This window comes from Gordonia bronchialis DSM 43247, from assembly GCF_000024785.1.
GTDB lineage: Bacteria > Actinomycetota > Actinomycetes > Mycobacteriales > Mycobacteriaceae > Gordonia > Gordonia bronchialis.
Window position 1 is genome coordinate 175,507 of record NC_013441.1, and the last position, 15,946, is coordinate 191,452.

18 protein-coding genes are annotated in these 15,946 nt (G+C 68.6%); 9 read left to right on the forward strand and 9 right to left on the reverse strand.

The window, feature by feature from the left end; all coding sequences use genetic code 11:
* Positions 1-22: 22 nt before the first annotated feature.
* Together GBRO_RS00780 and GBRO_RS25850 are read right to left on the reverse strand one after the other, a co-directional pair.
* Complete coding sequence (locus GBRO_RS00780) at positions 23-652, reverse strand: superoxide dismutase (RefSeq protein WP_012832101.1); 630 nt, start codon at positions 650-652, stop codon at positions 23-25.
* Between the two features lie 219 nt (positions 653-871).
* Complete coding sequence (locus GBRO_RS25850) at positions 872-1,021, reverse strand: hypothetical protein (protein WP_012832102.1); 150 nt, start codon at positions 1,019-1,021, stop codon at positions 872-874.
* A gap of 154 nt (positions 1,022-1,175) precedes the next feature.
* Here GBRO_RS25850 and msrA point away from each other — a divergent pair, with 154 nt between their 5' ends.
* On the forward strand, positions 1,176-1,892 hold the full coding sequence (gene msrA, locus GBRO_RS00785) for a peptide-methionine (S)-S-oxide reductase MsrA (RefSeq protein WP_012832103.1): 717 nt from the start codon (positions 1,176-1,178) through the stop codon (positions 1,890-1,892).
* A gap of 6 nt (positions 1,893-1,898) precedes the next feature.
* Positions 1,899-2,966 (forward strand): winged helix DNA-binding domain-containing protein, encoded by a 1,068-nt coding sequence (locus GBRO_RS00790; protein WP_012832104.1) that lies wholly within the window; start codon positions 1,899-1,901, stop codon positions 2,964-2,966.
* Between the two features lie 27 nt (positions 2,967-2,993).
* Here GBRO_RS00790 and GBRO_RS00795 read toward each other — a convergent pair whose 3' ends face one another.
* Positions 2,994-3,755 carry a VOC family protein gene (locus GBRO_RS00795; protein WP_012832105.1) on the reverse strand — a complete coding sequence of 254 codons (762 nt, stop codon included), beginning with the start codon at positions 3,753-3,755 and terminating at the stop codon, positions 2,994-2,996.
* Between the two features lie 65 nt (positions 3,756-3,820).
* Between GBRO_RS00795 and GBRO_RS00800 the strand changes: the two genes are divergently transcribed.
* The 5 genes from GBRO_RS00800 to GBRO_RS00820 all read left to right on the forward strand — a co-directional run bounded on the left by GBRO_RS00800 (position 3,821) and on the right by GBRO_RS00820 (position 8,389).
* Positions 3,821-4,714 (forward strand): S49 family peptidase, encoded by an 894-nt coding sequence (locus tag GBRO_RS00800; protein WP_012832106.1) that lies wholly within the window; start codon positions 3,821-3,823, stop codon positions 4,712-4,714.
* A 400-nt stretch (positions 4,715-5,114) separates the two neighbouring features.
* Entirely contained in the window at positions 5,115-5,462 is a 348-nt protein-coding gene (locus GBRO_RS00805) for a rhodanese-like domain-containing protein (protein WP_041920103.1), read from the forward strand.
* An 80-nt stretch (positions 5,463-5,542) separates the two neighbouring features.
* Entirely contained in the window at positions 5,543-6,556 is a 1,014-nt protein-coding gene (locus GBRO_RS00810; protein WP_321573971.1) for a DUF4328 domain-containing protein, read from the forward strand.
* Positions 6,553-7,362 (forward strand): glycerophosphodiester phosphodiesterase family protein, encoded by an 810-nt coding sequence (locus tag GBRO_RS00815; RefSeq protein WP_012832109.1) that lies wholly within the window; start codon positions 6,553-6,555, stop codon positions 7,360-7,362. Before GBRO_RS00810 ends, GBRO_RS00815 begins: the two co-directional genes overlap by 4 nt.
* Positions 7,363-7,405: 43 nt before the next feature.
* A complete protein-coding gene (locus GBRO_RS00820; RefSeq protein WP_012832110.1) occupies positions 7,406-8,389 on the forward strand; it encodes a DUF5926 family protein in 984 nt (327 codons plus the stop codon).
* 11 nt (positions 8,390-8,400) lie between these two features.
* Here the strand turns inward: GBRO_RS00820 and GBRO_RS00825 are convergent, their stop codons facing one another.
* From GBRO_RS00825 to GBRO_RS00840, 4 genes are all read right to left on the reverse strand, one after another.
* Positions 8,401-8,952: a ferritin gene (locus tag GBRO_RS00825; protein WP_012832111.1), complete on the reverse strand. Its 552-nt coding sequence runs from the start codon at positions 8,950-8,952 to the stop codon at positions 8,401-8,403.
* Positions 8,953-9,058: 106 nt separating this feature from the next.
* Positions 9,059-10,459: an LCP family protein gene (locus GBRO_RS27865; protein ID WP_223373013.1), complete on the reverse strand. Its 1,401-nt coding sequence runs from the start codon at positions 10,457-10,459 to the stop codon at positions 9,059-9,061.
* Between the two features lie 70 nt (positions 10,460-10,529).
* Entirely contained in the window at positions 10,530-11,336 is an 807-nt protein-coding gene (locus GBRO_RS00835; RefSeq protein WP_012832113.1) for a CPBP family intramembrane glutamic endopeptidase, read from the reverse strand.
* Positions 11,337-11,381: 45 nt separating this feature from the next.
* Positions 11,382-12,173 carry a DUF2470 domain-containing protein gene (locus tag GBRO_RS00840; RefSeq protein ID WP_012832114.1) on the reverse strand — a complete coding sequence of 264 codons (792 nt, stop codon included), beginning with the start codon at positions 12,171-12,173 and terminating at the stop codon, positions 11,382-11,384.
* A gap of 181 nt (positions 12,174-12,354) precedes the next feature.
* On the opposite strand from GBRO_RS00840, the gene pheA reads away from it, so the two are divergent.
* Positions 12,355-13,341 (forward strand): prephenate dehydratase, encoded by a 987-nt coding sequence (gene pheA / locus GBRO_RS00845; RefSeq protein ID WP_012832115.1) that lies wholly within the window; start codon positions 12,355-12,357, stop codon positions 13,339-13,341.
* The gene (locus tag GBRO_RS00850) at positions 13,341-14,018 is read left to right on the forward strand and encodes a histidine phosphatase family protein (protein WP_012832116.1); all 678 of its coding nucleotides are present in this window, start codon (positions 13,341-13,343) and stop codon (positions 14,016-14,018) included. The genes pheA and GBRO_RS00850 overlap by 1 nt, the downstream gene beginning before the upstream one ends.
* Positions 14,019-14,023: 5 nt before the next feature.
* Here the strand turns inward: GBRO_RS00850 and GBRO_RS00855 are convergent, their stop codons facing one another.
* Together GBRO_RS00855 and GBRO_RS00860 are read right to left on the reverse strand one after the other, a co-directional pair.
* On the reverse strand, positions 14,024-14,374 hold the full coding sequence (locus GBRO_RS00855) for a metallopeptidase family protein (protein WP_012832117.1): 351 nt from the start codon (positions 14,372-14,374) through the stop codon (positions 14,024-14,026).
* A 4-nt stretch (positions 14,375-14,378) separates the two neighbouring features.
* On the reverse strand, positions 14,379-15,839 hold the full coding sequence (locus tag GBRO_RS00860; protein ID WP_083775496.1) for a septum formation family protein: 1,461 nt from the start codon (positions 15,837-15,839) through the stop codon (positions 14,379-14,381).
* Positions 15,840-15,946: the final 107 nt, after the last annotated feature.

Consider the following 15,946-nt stretch of genomic DNA (forward strand, 5'->3'; position numbering starts at 1 on the left):
GCTACGGGAGCGTCGGGGCCGATCAGGCGGGGACGATGAGTCCCGAGCCCTGGCTCTTCGCGGTGGCGTAGCGCTCCGCCGCGTCGGCCCAGTTGACCACGTTCCACCAGGCCTTGACGTAGTCCGGCTTCACGTTCTGGTAGTCGAGGTAGAAGGCGTGCTCCCACATGTCGAGCATGACCACCGGGATGATGGCTGCCGGGATGTTGCCGCTCTGGTCGGTGAGCTGCAGGATCACCAGGTTGCCGCCGATGGTGTCGTAGCCCAGGATGGCCCAGCCCGAACCCTGCAGGGTGGTGGCGGCTGCGGTGAAGTGCGCCTTGAACTTGTCGAAGCCACCGAACTGCTCGGTGATCGCCGACGCGAGGTCACCGTCGGGTTCCCCACCGCCGTTGGGCGACAGGTTCTTCCAGAAGATGGAGTGATTGGTGTGTCCACCCAGGTGGAAGGCCAGGGTGGCCGAGAGGCCGTAGACCTTTCCGGCGATCGACTCGTCGTCGCGCGCGGCGGCCAGCTTCTCAAGGGTGTCGTTGGCGCCCTTCACGTACGTCGCGTGGTGCTTGTCGTGATGGAGCTCCATGATCTTGCCAGAGATGTGGGGTTCGAGGGCCCCATAGTCGTAAGGGAGATCCGGCAAGGTGTATTCAGCCACGGTATTCCTCTCTGAGGTCATGCTCGTTCTCACTGATCACGCGCGGTCCCGAAGCTGTTGCGCCACGGGAGCGCGGGTACTTCCACCCTTCCCCAGAGCATGGGCGAATGCAACAAAGCCGTCAAAAAGACCTCAACCAGGGTTGAAGTCCAAAACGGGGAACGTCAAGCCGCGATAACTCGAAAGGGGCTGCGCCCGAAGAGTTTTGGCGCGTACAGCTCAGATGAGGGCCAGAATCACAAAGACGATCAGCAGGACGGCGATACTGATGCCGATCGCGCGGCAACGGGCTCCGACGTCGTAGGCAACGCGTCCGGGAGTGGGTCGCCGGACGACACTGCGGAGGTCGCTGCTCGCGTGGGTCGCCATTGTCACCTTTCGCTCGGAGCGGCGCGTCGGGCTGCGACACGCGCGTGACGACGTGAGCGCCGTCACATTTTGTGTTCCCCATTCAAACAGAGTCGATGACACGTCTCAACCCGGCCGGGCCGACGGGCGCGACCGTGCCGCGTAGAATTGACGCATGTCGTGGCTTGACCAGCTGTTATCCGCCCGCGCCCACAAGCAGGAACTCGTCGAGAGGCATTCCGCCCTCCCCGGACGCGAGGTCGCGATGCCATTGGCCGCGGAGAACATCGAGCTGCATCATCCGATGCGCGGTGAACCCGACCCCGATTCCGACGACCCGCTGCGCGGCGGCATCGGCCACTTCGACGGGCATGGCGCGGTGATTCTCGGCGGTGGCTGCTTCTGGGGGGTCGAGGAGATCTTCTGGCAGGTGCCGGGCGTCTACACAACGGCCGTCGGATATGCGGGCGGATACACCCCCAATCCCACCTACGAGGAGGTGTGCTCGGCACGCACCGGACACACCGAGGCGGTCCTCGTCGTCTTCGACCCCGCGGTCATCGACCTCACCGGCATTCTCAAGATCTTCTGGGAGACACACGATCCGACGCAGGAGATGCGTCAGGGCAACGACGTTGGCACCCAGTACCGCTCGGCCGTCTACACCACATCCGATGAGGACGCTCGGCTCGCACGGGACACGGCCGAGAAGTATGCGACCGTGCTGCAGGAGGCGGGCCTGGGACCGGTGGCCACCGAGATCACGCCGCTCGCCCAGGCCGGTGACGGCCGGTTCTACTACGCCGAGGATTATCACCAGCAGTACCTGGCGAAGAATCCGCTCGGGTACCGCTGCCATGCGGCGACCGGAATCGCCTACCCCGTCGCCTGAGGACCGGTGGCCGAGAAACTCACCCGGCGGCAGTGGAATCGCACCCTGCTGCAGCGGCAACACCTGCTCGACCGTGTCGACGAGGACGCAATCGAGGTCCTCGACCGGTGTGTCGGACTCCAGTCGCAGGACCCCCGCGCGGCGTTCTTCGGACTGCATTCGCGCATCGAGGGATTCGACCCTGCCGAACTCGACGACCTGCTCACCGAGCGGGAGGTGGTGCGGATGGCGCTGTTGCGATCCACCGTCTTCCTCGTCGACGCGCAGGACGCGCGCTGGATCCGGGCACTCGCCCAACCGGCGATCACCACCGAACTCGAGCGCTACCAGGCCCCCCGGCTCCTCTCCGCCGACCCCACGCGGGTGATCGCCGATGCCGCCGACCTCCTCGCCGGCCGCGAACTGCGCGGCTCGGTGCTCGGCGCCGAGCTCGAGAAACGACACCCCGGGGAGTCGCCGTCGGTCCTGACCGCCATCGCCCGCTGCGGCCTGCCGCTGGTGCAGGTACCGCCCCGCGGTCTGTGGCGGGGGCGGGGATCGGTGACCTATCGGCTCTTCGACGAGTGGGTCGGGCCCGGCGAACCGGCCGTCGAGGGTGACGAGGCACGCAAAGACCTGATCCGCCTCTACCTGCGCGGCTTCGGGCCGGCGACCGTCCAGGGCATCCAGACGTGGTCAGGACTCACCCGGCTGCGTCCACTGGTGGAGGCCATGGAGGCCGACTGGGAACTCGCCCGACTCACCGGACCCGACGGCGAGGAGCTCTTCGACCTCGAGGGCCTCGACCTCACGGACGCCGAAGCACCCTGCGCCGCAACCTTTCTCGCTCCCTACGACAACGTCATCGTCGCGCAGGCCGATCGTCGTCGGATCGCCGACGACGAGGCATACGCGGCGACCTGGACCCCGAACGGCCGCTCACCCGGCTTCCTCCTCGTCGACGGGTTCCTGGCCGGCACCTGGCGGATCGACGCCGACGGCGTGGTGACCGTGGACTGCCTGCGCCCGTTGTCGGCCGCCGAGCGTCGTGGCGTCGAGGTGGAACGTGAACGCCTGCAACAGTTCTGCGGTTGACAGTGCACAGTTCCTGGCCGGCGACCGCTAACCTCCGGTGCGCGGATTGCGGCTGGTGATGCAGTACCGTCGGCCCACCGGGTCGGCCATCACCGTCCATCGCTCGAAGGTCTCGACCACCCTCGCGCCCCAACCCTCATGGCGCGCAACCTCTTCGGGGACCGACGTGGTCGCGATGTCGAGGTGGGCGCGTGCCTGTGCGAGATGGCTGTCGACCGTCGGGGGCGTCTCGTCGAGGCGTTGCAGCAGCAGGCCCAGCGTCAGACCCTGGTCGCGGCGTAGGCCGACGAGCTCGGATCTGCTGGTCGACCGCGTACCCCAGCCGGTCAGCCGGGACCAGAACACGACCTCCGCGTCGAAGACGGCGGGCGGGCAGTCGATGCACACCTGGTCGATGATGCTGATGGTGTCACCGGGCCAGCGGATGGGGCGAGAACGCCGCGACTCCCCGCCCCAGCCGACGAGGCAGAAGACGAACCCGCCGGGCGAACGCAGGGTGAGGTAGTCGCCGGCGTCGCGCACCGTGCTCGCACCCAGAGCGATGGCCTCGCCGGCCGCCGCCCGTGGATCGTCGGTGTGCAGATCGAGGTGGACGCCGCCGGGCCCGTCGTCGACGCGCTGGACCCGAAGATGCGGATCGCCGGCAAACGGTTGCAGAGAAGCGAACTCGCGGTGTTCCCCGCGTGGCGGCGAGACGGTACTGCCCGCGATGGCACGCCAGAACGTGACCTCCGCCCCGAACTGTTCGGCCGGGAAGTCGAGGAATGCGCTCAGCCATCGCACCTGCATCCCGCAAAGTCTAGGGCGTGTCCGCGGCAGCCGAGTCTGCACGGCAGCCAACTACACTCGGTCCAATGACCCTGCGACCACTGGCCGAGCTGGAGAAGAAGTTCGCGCGATCGCGCGCCGACCACGTGGCCGTGGTCCGCCTCGACGGCCCCATCGGTGCGTCCCCGGTGGGCCGTCCCGGGCTCACCACCGATGCCGTCGAACCGATTCTCAAGCGCGCCTTCGAAACCGAGCGGCTCAAGGCGGTGGTGGTGGTCGTCAATTCACCCGGCGGGTCGCCCGCGCAGTCGGAGTACATCGCCGAACGCATCCGTCAGCTGGCCTCCGAGAAGGGGGTGCCGGTCCTCGCCTTCTGTGAGGACGTCGCCGCGTCGGGCGGATACTGGATCGCGTGCGCGGCCGACGAGATCTTTGCCGCGCACACCTCGATCGTCGGGTCGATCGGTGTCGTCTCGTCGGGCTTCGGTCTCGCCGATGTGCTGTCGCGGTTCGGGGTGGAGCGCCGGCTCTACACCTCCGGTGACAACAAGGCGCGCCTGGACACGTTCTCGCCGGCCGTGCCCGAGGACGTCGAATGGCTCAAGGGCCTCCAGCATCAGCTGCACGAGGCGTTCATCACCTGGGTGCGGCAGCGTCGCGGCCGCAAACTCAACGCTCCCGACGATCAGTTGTTCAGCGGTGACGTGTGGGTGGGGTCCAATGCCGCCGAGGTCGGACTCGTCGACGGTATCGGGGTGATGCGCTCGGTGATCGCCGAACGGTATCCCGATGCCGAGATCACCGTGGTGCAGGCGCCCAAACCTTTGCTGGCGCGGGTGGTCGGGGCGCAGATGTCCACCGCCGGTGCGGGGGTCGCCGGGGGGTGGCTCACAGCCGTCGCCGAGAGCCTCACCACCGGGATTCTGTCCGGCGTTGAGCGCGCTCAGACGCTGCGCACCTCATACTCGATGCGCCCCTGACACGCAAATTCTCCCCACGTTATCCACAGGGCTTGTCTACTGAGAATCTTCTACGCATCACAAAAGATCGGTGTACTACCGTGAATTCTGTGTGCTCATACTGCACTTTTCCAGTGACGCCGATCACATGTAAGCGCGGGCTGGCCTGCGGTTTTCCACAGTTTCCACAACCTCATCCACAGGTTGACAGTCAGGGTTGATTGTCTGGCGCATGCGGGGAAGTTCACATGTGGATAGAACTATGATGACCTACATAGGCTGTTCAGGTCATTCCCCCGGCCGGATGACACGGTCCCTGCGACGTTCCTCGGCAGGGTCCCCCGGATGGCCGATGACACGCTACTTGTGTGCCGGCAAGGTCCGCGCGGGCGGGGCGTTGTGCCACCATGGACGCGTGAGCATGAGCGACATCGAATCGATCGCCGTCAGTGAACTCCCGAACGATTTCACCGGGGTCACCGACGCCGTCATGCTCGACGTCCGTGAGGACGACGAATGGTCCGCCGGTCACATCCGCGGCGCCGTCCACATTCCGCTGGCGCAGGTCCCGGCGCGCATCGACGAGATCGACCTCGACGCCGACCTCTACGTGGTCTGCCACTCGAGTGGCCGGTCGATGCGAGTCCTGCAGTACCTCGCGCAACGCGGCGTCGACGGCACCTGTGTGGGCGGCGGCATGCTCGCCTGGGTGGAGCACGGCAAGCCCGTGGAGACCGGTCCCGCCGCCGAGGGTGACGACAACGGATGATCGATCTCTGCCCGCGGTGCCGCATCCAGGCACCCCACCGACCGGGCCGTGACCGGTGTCCCCGCTGCGGCGGTGCCCTCATGGTCGTCGACGACGAGCGCGCGGCCGCCGGGATCGTCGCGGCTGCACAGCCCGCCGGACCGCCATCGTCGCGACAGCCCTCGCCGCCGCCACGATCCACCGGACATCCGCCGCGGCCGAGCATGCCGTATGCCGGATCCGCCCGGCCCGGTCCGCCGCCTCTCCGTTACGCGAATCCTCAGCGGCCGGCTCCCCAGCGCCGGACCTACCGCAGCCCGGCCATCCGCTGGATCGCGCGGCGGCCACCCGAGACCATCCCCCCGCGCCGTCCGGCGCGGCCGAGTGGACCGCGGCTGATCCCGCGCTACGTCTACCTGCCCACCTGGGGGCTACGCGATCAGCCGATCACCGAGCTGCGTGCGGGCGACCCGGTCGCGGTGGCGCAGTCGCGACTACACATGGCATTGCTGGCCACCGGCGGGATACTCGCCGTCTCCGGGCTCGTGCACATCCTGCGATACATCCTGCTCACCATGAACCGAAGCCGGCCGATCCCGACGTGGCTGGCCGATCTCTCCGGGGCCCTCGTCGTGACGGCCGGTGCGCTGGCCGTGGTCGCCTTCGTCGTGGCCACGGTCCTGTTTGTGCGCTGGGTCATCGAGGTGCGCACCGAGTCCTACGCCATGGCCGACCGGCTCGACCCGCGACGTCGACGATGGCTGATCCCACTCGCCGCGATCCCGCTGGTGAACATCATCGGCGGCCCGCTGCTCGTCTACGAAGCGGCCATGGTGCGGACCGACGTGGACCGGGATGTGGTGCGGCGCAGGATCAACCGGCTGTGGGTGGCCTGGGCCATCGTCAACGGGGTCGCGATCGTGACCGTCGTCGCACGCCTCTACGCGTGGCAGTCGGGTTCCATCCAGTCCGGTGCCAATGCGCTGACGATGGTCATCATCAGCGCCGTCGTCTCGGCCGCCTTCGCCATCTGGGCGGCATCGCGCCTCCCGCGGCTGTTCGCCGGACCCGAGACCGCGACCGTGCCCGACCGACGATGGGTGGCAGTCGCATGACCGGCGACAGTTCTCCCGGCCCCGCCGAGCAGGTCTCCCGATCCGGGAAGCCCGCCGTCGTCGCCCATCGCGGGGCATCGGGGGATCGGGCCGAGCACACCCTGGGCGCCTACGAACTCGCTCTCACCCAGGGTGCCGACGGACTCGAATGCGACGTCCGCCTCACCAGCGATCACGAACTCGTCTGCGTGCACGACCGCACCGTCGACCGCACCTCCGACGGCAGCGGCGCGGTCAGCGAGTTGTCGCTGGCCCAACTGCGCGAACTCGACTTCGGGTCCTGGCACGACCCCGGAACGCCCGCCTCGATCCTCACGCTGCGCGAGCTGCTCACCCTCACCCTCGACTGGCGTCGCCCGGTCCGGTTGTTCATCGAGACCAAACACCCGGTGCGCTACGGCAGTCTCGTCGAACAGCGCCTGCTGGAATTGCTGCACGAGTTCGGGGTGGCCACCCCGCCGTCGGCGGACCACAGCCGGGCCGTGGTGATCTCGTTCTCCTCGGCCGGTGTGTGGCGCATCCGCCGGCACGCGCCGATGCTGCCGACCATTCTCCTCGGCGACACCGCGCGGGTCCTCGGGGGCAGTGCCGCAACCGCCGTCGGCGCCACCGGCATCGGCCCCTCGATCACCACGCTGCGGCAGTACCCCGACATCGTGGACCGTGCCGCGGCGGCCGGCCGGGTCACCTACTGCTGGACCGTCGACGAACTCGTCGACGTCCAGCTGTGCGCCGACCTCGGGGTTCGCTGGCTGGCCACCAATCATCCGGCGCAGGTGCGCGACTGGCTGGTCACCGTCGACTGACGCACCCGGTCATGGCCGCGCGCGAGCGTGAGATGCTGTGGGCATGGGTAAGAAGAGCAAACGGGGCAGTGGCCCACGTCCGGGCAGCAATCGTGCCGAGCGGGTGGCCGCCCGCAAAGCGCGTCAGGCGGCGGCGCTGGCGCCTCCGCCCCGGCCGTTCGCGGGTCTGGCTGCCGAATGTGACCTCGTGGCATTGCGCACCTTCGTCGCATCGGCCACCGCCGAACTCGACCTCGTCGAACCCGGCGCCCCGAAGCCGGCCCTCACCTCGGTGGTGAGTACGGAGCGGCCCGCGCGCGAGGTGCCGACCGATGCACGCAACGACGTCATGCTGGCCACCGTCCTGCCCGGGGCCATCCCCGCGCTGATCCGCGAAACCACGTATTTACCAACAGGTTTCGTGGCGCTGCAGACCGAGCCGGATCGGATCGAGCCGGCCGCCGATCTCGCGGCAGCCATTGCCTGGGCCGCGCACGCCGAGCCCGGCGCCGAGTTCGATGCGGCGTCGGCACCCCCGACGACTCTCGCCGACGTCGTGAACGTCGATGTGCCACTGGAGATCACCGTCTACGACGACTTCGCGTGGTGGTTCCCGCCGGGCAGCGACGTACCCCCCGAGATCGCCGAGATGCTGCAGCGCGCAAATGATTCCGTGATGCCGACCGCGCGGCTCGCGCCGGACAGCGGCATCGGCGCACCGTGGTGGGTGGATGCCGGTGAGCGGGCCCATCTGCGCTGGATCCGGCCCGAAGCCGAGGACGAGTTGATGACCGCGCTCGCGCGCCTGCATGCGGCCGGACGGCTGACGCTGGGCGAGGGGTCACGGTTCGCCGGGTCGTTCCGCACCCACGGGCTGCTGGTCCCCGTCTTCGACCTCGACAACGAGATGCACCACGAGGAGTGGTATCCGGGACTCAATCAGTTCGACGCGTGGCTCTCCGACGCGCTCGCGCAGATCGCCCCGCTCACTCCGGATGAGCGGAGTTCGCGGGACGGTATCCGCGGACGTCAGGTCACCCTGCGCTGAGCGTTTCCGCCTCAGAGGTTGCCGCCGGCGGCCGGGGGCGCGGTCGCGTCCTTGCCGTCGGCGACGTTGAGTTCGCGCTCGACGAAGTTCTCGAGGTCGAACAGATTGCCCTTGGCGCGTTCGGCGATGGTGCGCAGCGTCGTCATGGTGGCGACCTCCTCCACCTGCTCCTTGAGGAACCACTGCATGAACTGCTCGCCGAGGTAGTCGCCGCTGTCGCGGGCCGACTTGGCTAGGTCGACGATCTGCTGGGTGACCGCCTGCTCCTGATTGAGCGCCAGCTCGATGGGCGCCTTGTAGTCGGCGAAATCCGTGCGCGGGGCGTCGATCCCGGGGATCGCGACCTCGATGTCGCGGTCCAGGAAGTACTGCACGATCATCATCGCGTGGTTGCGTTCTTCCACCGCCTGCCGGTAGAAGTGCCGCGCGAGCTGCGGCATGTCGTGGTTGTCGTAGTAGAGCGCCACCGCGGTGTACTGCTGTGACGCGAAGAATTCGTTGCTGATCTGGTCGTGCAGCAGTTGATGGAACTTGGTTCGTTCGGTGGACGTCTCAGTGCTCATGAGCCCATGATAAAAGGGCAAAACGACACCCGCCCACCAAGTTTCGCCTTACTAAGGCAAGTCTGGCCTGCCCAGAACGGGTCCTGGTGAACCGGTTCGGCGCCGGTCAGCCGACGACGCCGCCGGTACTGGTGAGCAGTTGTTTCGGAACTTCCTTGCCCGCCTTCAGATATCCGAAGAACTCGGTGGTGGAGTCCGACACCGGCAGTGCCGACTCGCCACCGACGAACTCGGCGTCACCCGTCGGCGCCGTTGTGGTGATCGGATCGTCGCGCAGAGCAAACGCCAGGGATGCGAGGTTCCAGATGTGATCGCCCTGATCCACGGTCAGGGCGTCGATGGCACCGTTGATGAAACCGAAGAGACGGAACGGATTCAGCAGGATCGACGGGCTGGTGACGCGGGAGATCAACGCCGCGAGGAACTTTCGTTGATTGACCACGCGGTCCAGGTCGGCCTGCGGGAAGTCGCGGGAACGCACCAGGGTGAGCGCCTGCTTGCCGTTGAGCCGGTGGCAGCCCTTCTTCAGAGGTGGACCGGCCTTCGGATCGTTGATCGACTGATCGAGGCAGACATCTACGCCACCCACCGCGTCGACGAGGGTGTCGAACCCACCGAAGCCGATCTCGGCGTAGTGGTCGATACGAATCCCGGTGAGGTCCTGCACCGTTCGCACCAGCAGTTGCGGACCGCCGGAGTTGAACGCCGCGTTGATCTTGGAGTCGCCGATGCCGGGAATGGGAACGTAGAGGTCGCGCGGCAGGCTGACGATCATCGGTCGACCACTGGGAGGATTGTGCACCAGCATGATGGTGTCGGTCCGGGCGCCGGCGGCGTCACCGGTCGACAGGTCGGTGCGCTGCTGCTCGGAAAGATCTGCGCGCGAATCGGTTCCGACGATGAGCCAGTTGGTGCCCGGGGTGTCGCCGGGGCGTCCGGCGTAGGAGACCAGGGCATCCACGCGGTGCAGCTTGGAATCGTAGTAGAAGACCATGGCGACCGCGCCGATCACGATGACGAGCAACAGCACCAGCAGGATGCGCAGGATCGGCCATCGTCGGCGACGCCGTGGCTTCGGCGGGGTGCGGGGCGGCGCACCGGGTGGCGGCCGCAGCCCGCGAGCCCGGTCGGGGGTGGCTTGTAGGGGCCGGGCCGGCCCGGGTTCGGCCGGGATCGGCTCGGGCCGCTGCGTCGGTGCGTACTCGCGCGCCCCGCGGTCGGGTGCCGCCGACCACGCCTGCGGCGGACGGTAGACCTCGCCGGGCGCGGGTTCGCGCGGCGGTCCGTCCGGCCGGGGCCGGGACGACGGGTTGCGAGGTGGCGGGTGGTGGGCTGGCTGGTTGTGAGCTGGTTGACCCGGCGCGCGCCGAGGCGGGGCCTGCTGACCGGGTGGCTGCTGGCGGGGAAGGGGATTGCGAGGCGGGTTGCCGGGCTGCCGAGGCGCGGCGCCCGGGCCCGGGCCGGGTTGGCCCTGCCTGCGCATCATCGGCGGGTCCGGCTGGTTCATCAGATCCAATGTACTGACGCCGAACCCGGGATGGTCCCGGCCCGGCGGACCCGTCGGCTCTTCGACGAGTTCACCCCACCCAGGAGAGGTGGTCGCGCAGCAGGGCATATCCGACAAACGCGACCATGTCGATGACCGCGTGCGCGATCACCAGCGGCCACACTCGGCCGGTCAGCTGGAAGTACCGGCCGTACACCAGGCCCATCACCAGGTTGCCCAGTCCCGCGCCGACACCCTGGTAGAGGTGATAACCGCCACGCAGCACCGCGCTGGCGGCCAGCGACCCGTTCTCGCCGACGCCCAGCTGACGCAGCCGGGTGATGAAGTAGGCGACCACGATGACCTCCTCGGCGACGGCGTTGGCCACCGCCGCGAGGATCAGGATGGGCCACTGCCACCAGGACGAGACCGTCGCCGGCACCAGATGCGCGTTGACGCCGAGTGCGCGGGCCACGGCCACCAGGCCCAGTCCCGGCAGTCCGATGATCGCGGCGAGCACCAGCGCCGCGGGCACGTCGCGGCGCGGCGTCAGGCGGCGCAGACCGGCCTGCGCGACACCGATGCCGCTACGCCAGAGCAGATAGACGCCGAGGCCGGCGACGGCGAACAGGCGCAGTGCGCTCATCACCTGCCGGATTGCGTCGATCGGACCGAGTTCGGATCGGCTCGGATTCAGCGCGACGGTGGTGTTGCCGAGACCTTGGGCGAGTTCGCTCTCGATGAGGGACAGGATCGCGTAGATGGCCGAGAACCCGAAGCTGAGCACACCGACGATGCACAGTTCGATCCACAGGGCACGTCGCCCGGCGCGGTCGGTGACCACGTCGATACCGTGTGTGCCGCGCGGATCGAGGATGGCGCGCACGGAGAAGCCCATGGCGGTCAGGGTACGGTTCCCGGCCGCCCGCGCCGATCCCGACGGTCAGTCGGGCAGGCTGTTCATAAACGGGCAGCCGGCCAGCGATCGCAGCGCGTGCGAGAGTTCGTAGACGTCGGACACCGGGCGGCCGAAGGGCAGCCGGACGTCGGAGTCGCCCTCGGCCGACTCGATGCGGAAGCGGATACCGAAGCGATCCAGTCCGAGCGGACGGACCCGGCCCTTGCGGAGGTGGCGGGGCAGGCGTCGGATCAGTTGGCCGACGACGTCGGCGTGATCGGAATCGAGGTGGGAGATCCAGCCGTGCTCGTACTCCCAGAACGGGTCCGGGCTCGCACCCGCCAGCTCCGACGCGCTGACCGACGCCGCGCCGGAACTGCTCGCGATCACGGCACTGTCGATCTGCAGCCGCAGCATCGAGCGGCCGTGGCCGATGTCGAGCAATCCGCCGTCGGGATGCTCGGCCGCGATCTCGATCGCCAGGTCACGTTCGAGGTCGGCGGGTACCTGGTGCAGGTCGCCCTTGAGCCAGATCAGCGAACGTACCCGTTCGCGCAGGTCGATCGGTGCGCAGTCGGTGATCTCCAGCATCGCCGCGACGCCGTCGGGGGCGGCGGAGACCGCCGCGAGCGTAGCGCCGGCAGTGGGAACCAGGACAAAGGCCTGCGACTCGAACAGATGCACCACATCGACGGTCACCGGGTCGACCGGAGACTGCTCAGCGGGTGCGACGGCGGGGTCGGTCGGTTCGACTGCGAGGATCGCGTCGCTGACCCGGCGACATGCCGTCTGGATCATCTCGGCGTCCGTCGGGCGGTCGGTGACGGCTTGGGTCATGTCGGCCTCTCTCCCCGGGGTCGGGAACGGTGGGTGCGAGTCACGAAGGTAACCCTAACCTAAATCGCAGCGGTGGCGGGAGTCAACGCCTCGAATCCACCGATCCCGCCTGCCGGTTGTTCGCCGGACCGGCATCCGTTGGTCACACGGCACCACCGGCGGCGTCGACTAGTGTCGTGTCGTGCCCGTGTTCGCGTATTTCGGCCCGGCCGGCACCTTCACCGAGATGGCTCTCGAACAGGTGCTGGCCCAGGCGGCCACACCCGGAGAATCCACCGCGCCCCTCTTCCTCCCCGCCGCGGAGCGGATCGCGGCGCCGAGCCCCGCCGCCGCCATCGCCATGGTGCGCACCGGCGAGGTCGACTACGCCTGCGTGCCGATCGAGAGTTCGCTGGAGGGGTCGGTGCCGGCGACCATGGATGCGCTGGTGCCCGGCCCCGGCGCCGGCCGCGTCCAGGTGTTCGCCGAGACCGTCATCGACGTCGCCTTCACCATCGGCGCGGCCGCGCCGATCCCGCCGGCGCAGGTGACCCGGCTCGCGGCCTATCCGGTTGCCGAGGCCCAGGTGCGCGGCTCGGTGGCCCGACTGTTCCCCAACGCCCATTTCGTCACCGCGGCGTCCAATGCCGCTGCGGCACACGATGTCGCGGCCGGTGACGCCGACGCGGCCGTGACCACCGCACTGGCCGCGAGGCTGTCCGGACTCACCGTCCTGGCCGACGGCATCTCCGACGCCACCGATGCGGTCACCCGATTCCTGATCATCGGCCGCCCCGCCCCGCCGCCGGCTCCCACCGGCGCCGACCGCACCGCGGTCATTCTCGAATTGCCCAACGCGCCGGGCAGCCTGATGGCCGCGATGAACGAATTCGCGTCCCGCGGAGTCGATCTCACCAGAATCGAATCACGCCCGCGACGCGAGCTGGAACGCGGCCTCAGCAACGCCGGTGAGTACCGGTTCTTCCTCGACGCCGTCGGCCACATCGACGACGACGCCGTCGCCGAGGCCCTCGCGGCACTGCACCGACGGTGCGATCGCATCGTCTATCTCGGGTCGTGGCCTGCCCATCGGGTTCCCGGCGCGGTGCCGCCGGATCATTCGGCGTCGACCGCCTGGGTGCAGACGATGCGGCGCGGCGGCGACGCCACCACCGGGGCCGACCGCTGATGGCCCGACTGCACCTGGTCCGGCACGGCGAGACCACGTCCAACGTCATGCGCCGGCTCGACACCGCCCTACCCGGCGCAGCACTCACGGATTTCGGTGTGCGCCAAGGGGTTCGGTTCGCATTGGAGAATGCCCGCGAGCAGCCCGCGGTGCTCGTCAGCTCGGTGGCCCGCCGTGCCGAGCAGACCGCCGAACTCATCGCCTCGGTGTGGGACGTCGACACCGAACCGCTCGAGGGCATTCACGAGGTGCAGGCCGGTGACCTCGAGGATCGGGTCGACACCGACGCGCACCAGGTCTTCCGCGAGGTGATGGATCGCTGGCATGCCGGTGACCTCGACGCCCGCATCCCGGGCGGCGAATCGCTCGCCATGGTCTACGACCGCTACCTACCCGTCGTCGACGACCTCGCCGGGCGTTTCCTGACCGGGGACAACCAGCAGGACGTCTACATCGTCAGCCACGGTGCCGCCATTCGGTTGATCGCGGCACGGCTATCGGGCATCGACGCCCGGTTCGCCGCCGCCACCCATCTGCACAACACCGGCAGTATCGAACTCGAGTACACCAACGGCATCTGGGTGTGCCACCGCTGGGGCGCCGAGACCGCTCCGTTCGGGCGGGTCGACGAACCCCTCGTCGTTGCCGAATCGATCGGGGACGAACCGATGGGGTGAGGGGCTCAGCCCCAACCGTTGGCGTGCAACCAGGCGTCGTCGATCCCGAAGTGATGGGCGATCTCGTGGATGACGGTCACCGCCACCTCGTGCACCACCTGCTCGCGGCTGTGGCACATCGCGAGGATGGGTTCGCGATAGATCGTGATGGTGTCCGGTAGGAAACCGCCGTAGTCGTGGTCGCGGCTGGTGAGCGCGACGCCGTGATAGAGCCCCAGGATGTCGGGGGCTTCCGGGTTGTGCGCCTCCACCAGGATCACGACGTTGTCGATGGCGTCGGTGAGTTCGGCCGGAATGGTGTCGAGCGCGTCGGACACCAGTCCGTCGAAGTCGTCGTCGGACATGCGTACGGGCATCGGATCAGCCCGCCGGAGCCGGGACCTCGAGCGGATTCTCCGACACACCCGGCGGCAGCGGCACCGGGGTGGGCAGAGCGCGGCCCGGTGGTGCCTGCGGCGGCGGAACCGGCCGCTTGCCGTTGATGAGCAGCAGATCCCCACCTCCCTTGGCGTCGCCGACGAGGGTTGCGAAACCGCCACGACGGTCCGGCAGTCCCAAGTAGCAGACCACCTTTCGGCTACCCGCCAGCCAACTGGTCTCCTCCAGGACCGACCACTGCACGTTCAGCGTCGTGGCCTCGAGCTTCGCCTTGCCCCCGACGAACCGCTCGGCCTGCACCGGGCAGATCCCGTCCAGATAGTCGTTCTGGGTGCGGAAGTTGGGCCACGGCTTGCCGGAGAGCTTGTCGCCGAAGCGAACCGCGAGATCCACGATTCCGGTGGCCTGGAAGGAATGCGGCTCAGCACAATTTACCGGGAAACCGGTGGCCTTGCGGGTGTCGGTGTCGATACCGATGCAGGTGCCCTCGGGCCACACCCGCGACTGGTTCTGGTCGGCGACACGGCCGGAGAAGGCGACGGGCTGCCCGTCCGGGCCGGTCTCCTGCAGGCCGCAGCGCAGGGCGCGTGCACCCCGATCCCATTGGTACTGCGACGGATACATCATTCCCACCGAGAATCGGCCGTGCGGATCGAGTCGACCGGCGAGATACTCGCCGACGATCACCGGGCACTGTTCGTCGCGGATCGTCCCGAATCGCACATCGCCCGGCCACGGGGCCTTCTCGCCGAACTCCGCGCCCGGGAACACCGACGTGTCCAGGGCCCCGGCCACCTCGAACCGGTGCTTCTGCTCGCATCCCACCTTCACCGGCTGACCGGGATTGCCGGCCGGCCAGTCCAGGCAGTCGCCTGCAACCGAGCGGGCGAAGTCGTTGTCGTCGATGCGTTCACTCTCACCGATGTCGCTGGTGCCGACGCTGCCGCTGTCGTCGAAGAGCCCGACGGCAAGCGCGATGACGCCCATCACGAGAGCGCCGACAACCACCGCGGCCAGCACCAACCGAACCGGATTGGCGAGCAACGCGCCCCGCCATCCCGACGACGCGCCGGCGGGATGGTGTCGCTCGTCGGCGGTGGTGTCGATCCATTCGGTGTCGGTGTCGGTGTCGGTGTGGTCGTCGGCCCGGCCCGGCCCGTCGACGGCACCGAGTTCGGTGGTGTCGGCCGCGGAGTCGGTGGTGCGCTCGGGTGCCGGAGTGTCGCCTGCCGTCGTGTCCTCCAACGGGGAGGCCGCGGGAACACGGTGGTCGGGAACACCCTGGTCGGGGGTGTTCGGGGTCTTCTTGAGCGACACGGTGGCGTCGTCGTCGGCGCCTGACGCACCGGCCGTCCCGGTCGCGGCGTCACCGCTGTTGGGCCCGTCCGGCTGCCCGGGTGCTGGTGCGTCATCGGTGTCGCGACGCGGATCGTCGTCGTTCATCGCTGTCCATCATGCCTGTTGGGTCGCCCGTGCCACACCTACACTCGCGATTGTGGGCACCGACCAGGATTCGACCGCCGGGCACGAGCCCCGCGCCGCCGACGCCG